This window comes from Jannaschia pagri (assembly GCF_019655435.1).
GTDB lineage: Bacteria > Pseudomonadota > Alphaproteobacteria > Rhodobacterales > Rhodobacteraceae > Jannaschia > Jannaschia pagri.
Genome location: NZ_BPFH01000006.1, coordinates 206,925 through 219,581, shown reverse-complemented (window position 1 = coordinate 219,581; position 12,657 = coordinate 206,925). Strand labels below are relative to the sequence as shown.

General features: G+C 66.6%; 9 protein-coding genes. 7 read left to right on the top strand and 2 right to left on the bottom strand.

Annotation, left to right across the window (positions count from 1 at the left end; translation table 11 throughout):
• Positions 1–21 precede the first annotated feature (21 nt).
• Both K5R33_RS16035 and K5R33_RS16030 read right to left on the bottom strand, forming a co-directional pair.
• The gene (locus tag K5R33_RS16035; protein WP_220750079.1) at positions 22–381 is read right to left on the bottom strand and encodes a hypothetical protein; all 360 of its coding nucleotides are present in this window, start codon (positions 379–381) and stop codon (positions 22–24) included.
• A gap of 4 nt (positions 382–385) precedes the next feature.
• Positions 386–937, bottom strand: coding sequence for an ActR/PrrA/RegA family redox response regulator transcription factor (locus K5R33_RS16030; protein ID WP_220750078.1), 552 nt, complete (start codon positions 935–937; stop codon positions 386–388).
• A 75-nt stretch (positions 938–1,012) separates the two neighbouring features.
• Between K5R33_RS16030 and regB the strand changes: the two genes are divergently transcribed.
• The 7 genes from regB (at position 1,013) to addA (ending at position 12,619) form a co-directional block, all read left to right on the top strand.
• Positions 1,013–2,377 (top strand): sensor histidine kinase RegB, encoded by a 1,365-nt coding sequence (gene regB, locus K5R33_RS16025; protein WP_220750077.1) that lies wholly within the window; start codon positions 1,013–1,015, stop codon positions 2,375–2,377.
• A 112-nt stretch (positions 2,378–2,489) separates the two neighbouring features.
• Entirely contained in the window at positions 2,490–4,109 is a 1,620-nt protein-coding gene (locus K5R33_RS16020) for a PAS domain-containing protein (RefSeq protein ID WP_220750076.1), read from the top strand.
• A 66-nt stretch (positions 4,110–4,175) separates the two neighbouring features.
• The gene (gene tsaE, locus K5R33_RS16015) at positions 4,176–4,703 is read left to right on the top strand and encodes a tRNA (adenosine(37)-N6)-threonylcarbamoyltransferase complex ATPase subunit type 1 TsaE (RefSeq protein WP_220750075.1); all 528 of its coding nucleotides are present in this window, start codon (positions 4,176–4,178) and stop codon (positions 4,701–4,703) included.
• Positions 4,700–5,722: an aminoglycoside phosphotransferase family protein gene (locus K5R33_RS16010; protein WP_220750074.1), complete on the top strand. Its 1,023-nt coding sequence runs from the start codon at positions 4,700–4,702 to the stop codon at positions 5,720–5,722. The genes tsaE and K5R33_RS16010 overlap by 4 nt, the downstream gene beginning before the upstream one ends.
• Positions 5,719–6,384 carry a nucleotidyltransferase family protein gene (locus tag K5R33_RS16005; protein WP_255576475.1) on the top strand — a complete coding sequence of 222 codons (666 nt, stop codon included), beginning with the start codon at positions 5,719–5,721 and terminating at the stop codon, positions 6,382–6,384. The genes K5R33_RS16010 and K5R33_RS16005 overlap by 4 nt, the downstream gene beginning before the upstream one ends.
• Complete coding sequence (addB, locus tag K5R33_RS16000) at positions 6,381–9,296, top strand: double-strand break repair protein AddB (RefSeq protein WP_220750073.1); 2,916 nt, start codon at positions 6,381–6,383, stop codon at positions 9,294–9,296. The genes K5R33_RS16005 and addB overlap by 4 nt, the downstream gene beginning before the upstream one ends.
• A complete protein-coding gene (gene addA / locus K5R33_RS15995) occupies positions 9,251–12,619 on the top strand; it encodes a double-strand break repair helicase AddA (protein ID WP_255576476.1) in 3,369 nt (1,122 codons plus the stop codon). Before addB ends, addA begins: the two co-directional genes overlap by 46 nt.
• Positions 12,620–12,657: the final 38 nt, after the last annotated feature.

Sequence of the window (12,657 nt, the reverse complement as noted above, 5' to 3'; positions counted from 1 at the left end):
GGTGCGCGCGGCGCAGCCCCGCTAAACGGCGCCTGCCCCGCAGGCGCGCCCTGCCCGTCCCGTTCGCGTCTGCCATCCGACAAACCGATCAGCGGAGAAGATCACGATTAAATCCGTCCCGACGGCAAAGGCGTCCAAGCCTTCACAGGGCTGGGCCACCGGAGCTTTGCCAGCAATGGCAGCAATCGTAGACAACGCCCCGTCGCGCGCCCGCCCGAAATCAATGTGCCGCCCGCCGGACCTAGCGACGGCGAGGCCGGTCGAAACCGGGACAAGCGTCAAACCAACGAACCTCGGATCAGGCGCCTGTGACGGGATCGGGTCAGCCCCGTTACACGCGGCCACGCAGACGCACAGCCCGCAGGCCAGGACCCAACGCACGGGCCTATCTTGGGCTGCGTTTCGCCAGGATGCGTTGCAGCGTTCGGCGATGCATGTTCAACCGACGCGCTGTTTCCGAGACGTTCCGATCGCAAAGCTCATACACCCTCTGGATATGCTCCCAACGAACGCGGTCTGCGGACATCGGGTTTTCCGGCGGAGGCGGCAGGTCGTCTTCCTTACAGAGCAACGCATTGGTGATGTCGTTGGCATCCGCGGGCTTTGACAGGTAATCCGTTGCCCCGATTTTGACGGCGGCAACGGCGGTGGCAATGGCGCCATACCCGGTGAGAACCACGATTTTGCTGTCGGGTCGCTTTTCCCGCAAACGCTCCACCACGTCCAAGCCGTTGCCATCCTCCAACCGGAGGTCGATCACGGCGTAGGCAGACGGCTTGACGGAGGCCTTGGCGATGCCCTCGGCAACCGAAGAGGCCGCATCCACCTCAAATCCACGCTTTTCCATGGCCCGCTCTAGGCGCCGCAGAAAGGGCTCGTCATCATCAACAAGAAGCAAGGTTTTGTCGGGACCGATCTCCATCGTGCTCTCGCCCATTTACTGTGCCTCCGGCCAAATCTGTCGTAGGAGATAGGAAACCTTCTCCTTACCCGTCAATGACACCTAGTCCAGATGCCGACACAGTCGACCCGAACCTTGCTGCCCCCGGAAACCCGCACGCCGCGCGTGCGCCTGAATACCCTGGTCAACCTGAGGTGGTTGGCGATCCTGGGGCAGACGCTGACCGTGGTCTTGGTCAGTCTGTGGCTATCGCTGTCCATCGAATGGGGGCTGTGCCTGCTGGTGATCGGCGCGGCCGTGGTCGCCAACCTTGTGGCCATGACCGTCTACCCACCCAGCCATCGCCTATCCGAGCGGGAGGCGTTTGGCTTCCTCGCCTTCGACTTGGTGCAATTGACGGCGCTGCTTTTTTTGACTGGCGGGCTGCACAATCCGTTCGCGCTGTTGTTCCTGGCGCCTGTGACGATCTCCGCGACGGCCCTGTCCTTGCGATCCACGCTGACCCTTGCCGTTGGGGCGCTGGTGATGATTTCCCTGCTAGGCGGCTATTACATGCCGCTTCGGGTTGCAGGCGGGAATGTGCTGGAGCTTCCGGTCCTCCATCTCATGGGCTTCTGGGCCGCGATTACCGTTGGGACGTTGTTCCTGTCGGGATTCGCGTTTCGGCTGACGCGCGAGACCGAGGCCATGTCCAAGGCCCTTCTCGCCACCCAGACCGCTCTCGCCCGAGAGCAGAAACTCCACGACTTAGGCGGGGTCGTTGCCGCCGCCGCCCACGAACTCGGCACCCCCTTGGCAACGATCAAACTGGTATCGAGCGAATTGGTCGAGGAACTCTCCGACCGTCCTGACCTTCGAGAAGACGCTGAACTGCTGCGCAACCAAGCCGACCGCTGCCGCGACATCCTTCGGTCCATGGGCCGCGCCGGTAAAAGCGATGCCCATTTGCGCCATGTCCCCATCGAAAGCATCGTCCGCGAAGCCGCCGAGCCCCACGAGGAACGGGGGATCGCCATCCTCTACGACTTCGCGTCGATTGAGGGCGGGGCCAACATCGGTCCAACCGTGCGACGCCAGCCGGAGGTCATTCACGGCCTACGCAACATGATCCAGAACGCCGTCGATTTCGCCACGGAACGGATTTGGGTCGACGTCCGCTGGTCCGCCCAAGACATCGTGATCCGCGTCATTGATGATGGTGCCGGCTACCCGCCCGAAGTGATCAGTCGGCTTGGCGACCCGTTCCTCCGGTCGCGGCAAAACCGACCGGACTATGAAGGCATGGGGCTTGGCCTGTTCATCGCCAAAACCCTGTTGGAACGGACGGGCGGTCAAGTGTCCTTCGCCAATGGCTCGCCCCCAGGGGTGCGCCCGGGTCGGCGGCGGGGTGGTGCGATTGCCGAAATCTCCTGGCCCAGGTCCATCATCGAGGCCCCACGGACCGGTGCCTTGGGAGAAAATGTTCCGATCGAATAGGCCGCAACGAAGCCTGAAAAGCACAACCAAAGGGTGTGTCAGCGGGCATTAACACCCTCTTAACCTATTGCCAGCCATGCTTTGGGCATCCGCAGATGTTGGGGGTTCGAAGATGTCGTCTACCGCTTTGACAATCCTTGCGCTTCTGGGCGGTAGCATCGCTGGCGTCTTGTCGCTCACTTTGGTTCTCTGGCTTGCGCCGCGCGCGCGCCATGACCTGCGTGCTGCGGCACATGAAACACTGGCCGAACCGCGCCACTTCACGTTTCGTGACGGGTATCTCATTGAAAACAGTGAGAACGTCGGTTTTCTCCTCTCGACGCCCATTGACCATTTGAAAGCATGGTCGGAACTGATCGACGTTCTTGGTGATATTGCCGACGGCGTCGAGCAAGCCTTCCGGGATTTGCGGGATGCGGGCCGCTCCTTCCGCCTGGACGGGGTTCTTGGCCGTGATCGAATCAGCATCATGGGGGTGCGTCAGGACGAGGACATCCGCATCACTGTGTCAGCGTCGGAAACGGCGCAAACAACCCTGCGCGTGGATCTCGCCAGTCTAGAGGCTCTGCAAGCGGATACAGACCTCCTCACCCGCAGCAGCGATACGACACCGACGCTCAGCTGGGTGGTCGATGGGACAGGCCGCGTCATCTGGGCCAATGCCGCCTATTGCACCTTGGCCGAACGCTGCGCCGGGCCGGATGCGCTGCGGGGCTGGCCCATGGTCAGCCTCTTTCCCGAACAGGCAGGCGCCCCGGCAGGCGTCACCCGTCGCCAAGTGATCGACAGCAAGGGTGAGACCAGTTGGTACGAGATCACGTCCCAACCTGCCGATCCGTCCGGCATGCGCCACGTCCATGCCATTTCGCTCGATGCGGTGATCGCTGCGGAGGATAATCTCAGGACCTTCATTCAAACCCTAACCAAGACCTTCGCGTATTTGCCAACGGGTCTTGCGATTTTCGACCGAGAGAAAAGCCTGGCGATGTTCAACCCGGCGCTGATGGACATGACGGGGCTCGACGCAAGCTGGCTATCCCGGCGCCCGAAGCTCACGGACTTCTTCGACGCGCTTCGCGACCATCGAAAACTGCCGGAGCCGAGGGACTATAAGGCTTGGCGCGACGGCCTCAGCGACCTGAGCCGCGTCGACGCAGGCGGAACCTACCGCGAAACCTGGACGCTGCCCACCGGGCAAACCTACTGCGTCACGGGCCGTCCACAGGCCGACGGGGCTGTCGCGCTGATGTTGGAAGATATCTCCGCGGACGTCCACGCCAGCCGGGCCCACCGGGATGAGCGAGACGCCTTGCGCGCGGCGCTCTCGGCTGCGGACGAGGCGATCATCGTCTTCAGCGCCTCTGGCACCTGCGTTGGCGTCAACGACCAGGCGCGCGACCTGCTGAAGCTCTCGCAGGACGGCATACCAGATACCCTCGACGCATGCCTGGTGGCGTGGCGCGACTTGTTTCGCCCAAGCCCAGCCTGGGGAGACCTGCGCGGGGTCGTTGCGGGCGACCTGCAAGACGGCGACCTCGTCGATTGGACCGAAACACTGGTGGATCACGACGGGCGCACCATAACGCTCCGGGTCATTCCCGGAAAGACCGGTGGGCTCACCCTGTGTTTTCGCCCAACCGACCTGCCGAACCAGGATACGGCCCCGACCGATCGACCGGCAACAACCATCGCCGCGCCCGGGACCGAAAGGGTGGAACAAGCCGTCCTCTGACAGGGCGCCGCTCCGGAGGTTTGCACCCCCTTGCCACCAGTGCTGGCCAGCGGTCTAAGTCGGGCCATGACCGATACAGGCACACCAGCGCCGCCACCGCCCGCAGCAGGCGTCTTCACATGCGCAACCGAAGCCGACACACGCGCCCTGGCGGCGGCCTTGGCGCCCCAGCTAAATGCAGGCGACATCCTTTATCTGGAGGGGGATGTGGGCGCGGGGAAGACCGCTTTTGCGCGCGCGCTGATCCAGGCCACGTTGCACCAGGACCGGCTGCCGCCCGAAGATGTGCCCTCGCCGACCTTCACGCTTGTCCAGACCTACGCGACCGCCCGCCACGACATCGTCCATGCGGACCTCTACCGGCTTTCCGACCCGGGCGAAGCGCTGGAGATTGGCTTGGCAGAGGCCTTTGAAGAGGCCGTTTGCCTCATTGAATGGCCCGACCGCCTGGGCGCGGACCGCCCAGACGGCGCGACCCTTCGATGGACCGTCTCGCCTGACGAGCACCGACATGTCACCCTGAGCGGTGGCCCTTTGGCCACCAAAATTGCACGCATCGCCAAATCGGTGCTGCCACAGGATCAGAGCCCATGACCTCCAACCGCGCCGCCACCATCGCTCGTTTTTTGGCCACAACCGACTGGGCCGGATCTCAACAAATCGCGCTTGCGGGCGATGCCTCGCTCCGCCGCTACATCCGCCTGGCCAAAGGGGCGGATCGGGCCATGCTGATGGATGCCCCCCCCGAGACCGGGGAGGATACGCGCCCATTCCTACGTATGGCCCAAGCCCTGCGAGACATGGGCCTGTCGACGCCGAAGATCATCGCCGAGAACGTGACCGACGGCTTTGTGTTGATGGAGGATTTCGGAGACGCGATCTATACCACCGTCTGCGCGCAAAACCCCGAACAGGAACCCCACCTTTACGCCGCAGCGGGAGCCGTCCTGGCGCAGATGCAAACCGCCCCGGCGCCAGATTTACCAGCCTATGGTCCGCTGATGCCCGATTTGGCTGCATTGGCCTTGGATTGGTACGCCCCAGAGGCGCGGGACGCGCGCGACGACTTGACCACCGCCATGGCCCAGGTTCTGGCGGACACCGCAACCGGCCCGGCGGTGCTGACCCATCGGGACTTCCACGCCGACAACCTCATGTGGTTGCCAGCGCGGTCGGGACTCGCCCGCGTTGGATTGCTCGATTTCCAGGACGCGATGCTGGGGCCGCCGGAATACGACCTCGCGTCGCTGATCCATGACCCTCGGCGCCCGGTTTCCGCCGACGCCGCCAAGGCCGCGACACAGGCTTACATCACCGGCACGGGACGCCCTATCGAAGAGGTCACGCGCGGCGTGGCCGTAGCCTCGGCCCAGCGAAATCTGCGCATCCTTGGCGTGTTCGCGCGCCTGTGCCTGCGGGATGGTAAAACCCACTACCCCGATTTCATTCCGCGCACGTGGGACGCCCTGACCGCAGACCTGCGCCACTCTGCCCTGTCCAATCTGCGGTCGGTCGTGGACGCGGTCCTGCCGCCACCCACTGACGCGCGCCTGCAGGCAATCAGAGATCGTGCCGGACAGCTGCGCGGTCAACCCCACGGCGCCACGCCATGATTCCCACGATGATCTTTGCCGCAGGGCTTGGCACCCGCATGCGACCTCTGACCGATGACCAGCCCAAAGCGATGGTGCGTGTGGCGGGTCGCCCTATGATCGACCACGCCCTCGCCCAGGTGGACGGCCCGGTGGTCGTCAACACCCATCACTTCGCCCACGCATTGCAAGACCACCTGGCAAACCGGCCCGATGTGACCGTGATCCATGAGGAGATCCTCTTGGAAACCGGCGGCGGTTTGCGCAATGCCCTGCCTTTGCTGGGCGATGGGCCTGTCATGACCCTCAATTCGGACAGTGTCTGGACCGGACCCCGCGCCTGCGACACGCTGCGGGCCGCATGGGACCCAGAGCGTATGGATGGCCTGCTGCTCATGGTGCGCGAGGACCAGGCCGTAGGCCGCGGTGGCGCGCGCTTCGCGTTAGGCGCCTCCGGCCAGCTTTCCCTGCACGATCATGGTCTGATCGCCACCGGCGTCGGCATCGTGAAACCCGATGGCCTGCGCCAAGATCCGCGCGAGGTGTTCTCGCTTAGGGATCTGTGGTTCGCCATGATGGACCGGGGGCGGTTGTGCGGCGTGGTCCACCCGGGTCGCTGGGCCGATGTGGGCAGCCCCGGGGCCATCCCCCTGGCAGAGGCGATGCTGGCGGAGGCCGCGTGATCCGAGGTCTGTTCCATGAACCCCCCGGCGTCGATTTTTCCCGCGCCGTTGTCGCCGGGCTACGGGCTAGGCTGTCCGGTCATCCGCCGGAGGCCATGGCAAGGGTCACCTTGCTCGTAAACACCAACCGCATGGCAGACCGGTTGCGCGCCGCCTTTGCGCAGGGCGGTCCGACACTGTTGCCGCGCATCGGGCTTGTCTCCCAACCCGCCGCCTTGCTGCCACCGGGTGCGGTGGCGCCTGCCGATCTGTCGCCCCTGGCGCTGCGCCTGCGTCTCACGCAACTGGTCCGGCACTTGCTGACGGCGCAACCGGACGTCTCGCCGCCAAGCGCGGCCTTCGATCTGGCTGGAACCCTGCTAACGCTCCTGGAAGAAATCCAAGAGGAGGGGATGGACCCGCAGGCGCTTGAGACGCTCGATGTGCGGCACCTCTCCGAACATTGGAACAGGTCCCTGGCCTTCTTGCGGATCGTCGCGGATTGGTCGGCGCGGGGGGCCGGGCGCACGCCGATGGCCGCGCAGACCGATGCGCTCACTGCCCTGCTGGCACAATGGTCCGAGGCTCCGCCAACGGACCCGGTCGTCATCGCGGGCTCGACGGCCTCCCGCGCCCCGACGCGACGGTTGATCGACGGCGTCCTCGCGCTGCCCCAAGGGGCGGTCATCCTACCTGGGCTTGACGGCGACATGCCCGACGCGGCCTGGGACAGCTTGGTGGACCCGGACGGACAAGGCGCACAGGATCATCCGCAATTCCGCCACGCAGCCCTACTGGCGGCCCAGTCCCAAACCCGCGCCGATTGCCCCAGTTGGAGCGGTCTGCGCCCCGCCGCACCCACCCGCAATCGTCTGGTGTCCCTGGCCCTGCGGCCTGCGCCCGCGACGGATGCCTGGCGCGAGGAAGGCCCGGACCTGAGCGACCTGTCGGACGCCTGCGAGGGCGTGACGCTGCTGGCCGCCCCCACACCCGGCGCCGAGGCCATGGCCATTGCCCTTGGCCTGCGCGCCGCCCTGGCTGACGGCAAACGGGCCGCGCTCATCACGCCGGACCGGACACTCTCCCGCCAGGTGGCCGCCCAACTGGACCGTTGGGGCATCGAGCCGGACGACAGTGCGGGCCGCCCGCTGCAACAATCCGCCCCGGGACGCCTGCTGCTGACCAGTGCCGCGCTCCTGGGTCGGCGGCCAGAGGCCGAGGCGCTGACCCTCTTGCTGTCCCATCCCCTGACCCGGGCGGACGACCGCATCGACCACTTGCGCCACGCCCGCGCCCTCGAAGTCGAACTCTTGCGCGAAGGTCCCTGTCCCTTCCCGGACCGTGCCGCCGTCGCCCAGTGGGTCGCGGACCCCGACACTTCGGGCCAGGCGGACGCTTGGACGGATTGGCTGTGCGATCTGTTGGACCGTCTCGGCGCGGCCCCTGCCATGGCACCGCTGGCTTCGCATCTGGACACCCATTTGGCCGTGATCGAACACCTGAGCGGGGACGCCATCTGGCAGGGGGAGGCAGGCCGCAGCGCGCGCGCCGTGGTCGAGGGCCTCCGGGCTGCCGCGCCGGAAGGCGGCGATGGCGCCATCGGGGCGCTGGAATACACGCGCATCCTGCAAGCTCTGTTGTCCGCCGAAGAGGTCCGGGAAACCTACGCCCCGCACCCTGACGTCATGATCTGGGGCGCTTTGGAGGCCCGGGCGCGCACGGCGGACCTCGTGATATTGGGCGGGCTGACCGACGGGGTCTGGCCCGACCAGCCGGCCGCCGATCCCTGGCTCAATCGCGCCATGCGTGCGGCCTGCGGGTTGCGCCTGCCGGAGCGGAGCACGGGCCTGTCGGCCCATGACTTCCAGCAGGCCGTGGCCGGACCGGAGGTCTGGCTGTCACGCGCAACCCGCGACGCCGAGGCGGACCTCGTGCCATCCCGATGGGTCAACCGGATCGAGGGCCTGCTCGGCGGGTTGGGAGGACAGGCGGCTGAAGCGCTGTCCCAGATGCGCGCGCGCGGCGACCGCTGGCTGCGACTGGCGGGCACGACCGACCAGCCCGATACCCTCCTCCCCCCGGCGCCGCGCCCCGGTCCCGTCGTTCCGGCCTCCGCCCAGCCCAAACGGCTCTCGGTCACCGCAATCGAGATGCTGATCCGCGACCCCTATGCGATCTATGCCCGTCATGTGCTCGGCCTGCGCGCGCTTGGCCCCCTACGGCAAACGCCCGATGCCCGTCTGCGCGGCACCGTGGTCCACACCGCGATGGAGCGGTTCGCGGGGTCTAAGACAGACGCCCTCGACCCTGGCGCCTCGGCGCGCCTGCGGAACATCCTGGAGGCAACGCTGGAACAGGAAGCCCCCTGGCCCGCGACACGGCGCCTCTGGCTGGGCAAGTTCGACCGTATCTTGGACGACCTTTTGACCGCCGAGGCCACCCGGCGGAGCTTAGGCCGCCCGATCCTGTTAGAAGAGCGAGGCCGTTGGCAGGTTCCAGGCCTCGACTTCGCGCTAACAGCGGAAGCCGACCGCATGGACGATAGGGGCGTGGCGGTGGCGATCTACGACTACAAGACGGGCAAGCCCCCCACGCCCAAGCAACAGGCGCTCTTTGCCAAGCAACTCCTGCTGGAGGCGATCATGGTCGAGGAAGGTGCCTTTGGCACAATCGGCAAACGTGCCGTGGACGAAGTGGCCTACCTGCAAGTCGGCAGCACATACGCCGAACAGCGGGTGCAGATCGACGCCGATGTCCTGGCCGCGACCCGGGCGGGCCTGCGCGACCTGATCGAGGGCTACCGCGCGGGGCGCCCCTTTGTCGCCCGCCTGATGCCAGAGGCGCTGACCTATGCCAGCGACTTTGACCAGTTGTCGCGGCGCGGAGAATGGGACGACACCCAGCGCGCCACGACGATCCGAGTGGGCCAATGATGGACGACACCTTAACCCCGGATGAGGCGACCTCAGCCCAGATCGGCGCCGCTGACCCCTCCGGGTCGGTTTGGCTGGCCGCGAACGCGGGGTCCGGCAAAACGCGCGTCCTGACGGACCGCGTCGCCTGGCTGCTGTTGGAGGGGACGCCGCCCGAACGCATCCTGTGCCTGACCTATACCAAGGCGGCGGCGGGCGAGATGCAGAACCGCCTGTTCAAGCGGTTGGGCGAATGGGCGATGATGCCCGACCCCGAGCTGCGCGCACAATTGCGGCGGTTGGGCGTGCCCACGGGCCGCATCTCCAGCGAGCGGTTGCGCCATGCGCGGACCCTGTTTGCCCGTGCCATCGAGACACCCGGCGGCCTGAAGATCCAGACAATCCATGCCTTCTGCGCCTCGCTCCTGCGACGGTTCCCGCTGGAAGCCGGTGTCTCACCTGCGTTCTCCGAAATGGATGACACTGCCAGCGCGCGCCTCCAACAGGAGGTGCTGGATCAGATGGCCGAGGGTCCAGACGCACCGCTGGTCGACGCCATGGCCGCTCGCCTGCGCGATGGTGAGCCCCAGGCGTTCCTTGCCGCCGTCGCCCGCGCCTGGCCCCTGGGCACGGCCCCACTGGACGAGGCCGCGCTCCGCGACCGCCTTGGCATTGGCGAGGACACCGAGGACAGCCTGCGCGACGACGTGACCGGCCCGGATATGCTCGACCTGATCGAAAGCTTCCTGGGTGATGCCGAGACGGCGCCGGGCAAGACCCTCGACAAACTGCGCACCAATTTGCGCCAGGCCCTGCTCGCGGATCGCGACACACGCTTCGACCTGCTGCGCGATATCTGCCTGACCGGGACGGGCGAGCGGCGCAAGATCGGGAACTGGCCCAAGGCCGTCAAAGAGGGGGAGCATGGTCCGCTGGTCGAGTTGTTCACGTTGATGATCGACCGAGTGGAAGACGCCACGACGCGGATCGCGGCCCTCACCTCATTGGACTATGCCCAAGCGCTCCACGCCTTCGCCCCCGCCTTCGTGACCCGATTGGAGGAGGCCAAGGCCGCGCGGGGGTGGCTCACCTTTGACGACCAAATCGCGCGGGCGCGGCACCTGCTCTCGACCTCCGACATGGCGCAATGGGTCCTGTTCAAGCTGGACGGCGGGCTGGACCACATTCTGGTGGATGAGGCCCAAGACACCGCCCCCGCCCAATGGGACGTGATTGCCGCCCTCGCCGCCGAGTTCGGCGCGGGAGAGGGCGCGCGGGCCGATGTCACGCGGACGCTGTTCGTCGTCGGGGACCGAAAACAGTCGATCTATTCCTTCCAAGGCGCCGACCCCGACGCATTCGACAGGATGCGTGCCGTTTTTGCCCGCACCCTCCCCCAGGAGGCGGCGGCCCTGCGGGACCACGCGCTGCTTTACTCGTTCCGGTCATCACCCGTGATCCTGGATCTGGTGGATGCGGTCTTTGCCGAGGGTGGTGGCGCCGGGCCCGCGCCCGAACACAAGGCCTTCAAGACCCAGATGCCTGGCCGCGTGGACCTCTGGGCGCCGATCCCCCAGGACAAACAAGACATCGAACGCACCTGGTCCGACCCCGTGGACATGCCAGCCGCCAACGATGCCGAAGTCGTATTGGCCACCCGCATCGCGCGCAGCATTCGCCACATGATCGACGCGGGCACCCCCATTGGCCCCGACCGCCGCCCGGTGGCCGAGGGCGACATTCTGATCCTGCTGCAACGGCGGCGCGCGTTGTTCCACCACATCATCCGCGCCTGCAAGGCCGAGGGTCTGAACCTGGAGGGCGCCGACCGCCTATCGCTGTCCGACGATATGGCGGTGCAGGACCTGATCGCGCTTCTGACCTGGGCGGCGACGCCCGACGATGATCTGTCACTGGCCACGGTCCTCCGGTCCCCGCTCGGTGGTCTGGACGAGGCCGCTCTGTTCGATCTGTCCTACGGACGCAAAGGGCGGCCGCTGTGGTCAGTGCTGCGCGACAGCGACCATGACACCGCGATGCTGGACGACGTGCTGCGCATCTCGGACATTCTGCGCCCCTACGAAATCCTGCAACGCATCCTGATCCGCCACACTGGGCGCCGCCGCCTGCTCGCCCGCCTGGGGCCGGAACGGGAGGAGGCCATCGACGCCCTACTCGGGCAGGCCCTGGCCTATGAGGGGTTGGAGGTGCCCAGCCTTGTGGGCTTCCTGGGCTGGCTCGCCTCTGCGGATGTCGACCTCAAACGCCAGGCGGGGCGGGGCAGCATCCGGGTAATGTCCGTCCACGGGTCCAAGGGGCTAGAGGCCCCCGTTGTCATCCTGCCGGAAACCCAGGTGCGCAAACCGAAGGGCCTGGGCGGCGTGCAACGATTGGAGGATGGCACCCCCGTGTGGATGCCCGCCAAGGGCGGTTGGTCCCCGGTGCTAACCGATCTCGCCGACCGCGCCGCCACAGCCCAGGCGGAGGAGCGGGATCGTCTGCTCTATGTGGCCCTGACGCGCGCTGAAAGCTGGCTGATCGTCTGTGCCGCCGGTGATGTCGGGACCGAGCCCGGGGACAGTTGGTGGCAGCAGGTCAACGCCGGTTTCCACCGCCTCGGCGCCCCCCCCGCGCCGGAAGCCGATCAGGATCGCCGGATCGAACGGGGCGACTGGTCCCCCACGACCCTTGCCGACACCGCATCCCAGATCACCGCACCGGTGCCGCCGGAGTGGCTCTCCCAACCGGTTGAGACCCCGCCTGCCCTCCCCCGACCGCTTACGCCCTCCACCTTGCCCGGTGCCAAGGCCCTTCCAGGCGAAGGTCAGGACCCCGACACGGCGATGGAACGGGGTACGGCCATCCACGCCCTGTTGGAACATCTGCCGCGCAGCCCGCGCACCCGATGGTCCGCCATAGCGGAGGCCCTGGGCGCCACGTCCGAGATGTTGGCCGAGGCGACCAAGGTCCTGGGGACTGCCGCGCTCGACGTCGTCTTTGCCCCCGACACCCTGGCCGAGGTGCCCTTCGCCCTGCCCGCAACACCATCGCGTCCGGCGGTCAGTGGCGTCATGGACCGAGTGATCGTCACCCAGACAGAGATCACTGTGATCGACATCAAAACAAACGTCATCGTGCCAGAGACCGCCGCCCAAATCCCGCTAGGCGTGTTGGCGCAAATGGGCGCCTACGAGGTCGCTGTGACCGCGATCTGGCCCGACCGTACAATCCGTCTTGGGATCCTCTGGACCCGCACCGCGCGCCTGATGGAGGTGCCCCACGATCTCGTGACACGGCCCTGGTCGGAGCCGCTGGCCATTGACGCAGGGCGCGAGGATGCCTAGCTTCGCCGTCCACCCGATGCGCAGACCGCGCCCCCGCA

Bases quoted from the DNA above. Each gene is read 5' to 3' on its own strand.
- K5R33_RS16005 (WP_255576475.1), top strand. From the start codon at position 5,719: ATGATTCCCACGATGATCTTTGCCGCAGGGCTTGGCACCCGCATGCGA.
- K5R33_RS16020 (WP_220750076.1), top strand. From the start codon at position 2,490: ATGTCGTCTACCGCTTTGACAATCCTTGCGCTTCTGGGCGGTAGCATC.
- K5R33_RS16010 (WP_220750074.1), top strand. From the start codon at position 4,700: ATGACCTCCAACCGCGCCGCCACCATCGCTCGTTTTTTGGCCACAACC.
- regB (WP_220750077.1), top strand. From the start codon at position 1,013: ATGCCGACACAGTCGACCCGAACCTTGCTGCCCCCGGAAACCCGCACG.
- K5R33_RS16030 (WP_220750078.1), bottom strand. From the start codon at position 937: ATGGGCGAGAGCACGATGGAGATCGGTCCCGACAAAACCTTGCTTCTT.
- addA (WP_255576476.1), top strand. From the start codon at position 9,251: ATGGGACGACACCCAGCGCGCCACGACGATCCGAGTGGGCCAATGATG.
- tsaE (WP_220750075.1), top strand. From the start codon at position 4,176: ATGACCGATACAGGCACACCAGCGCCGCCACCGCCCGCAGCAGGCGTC.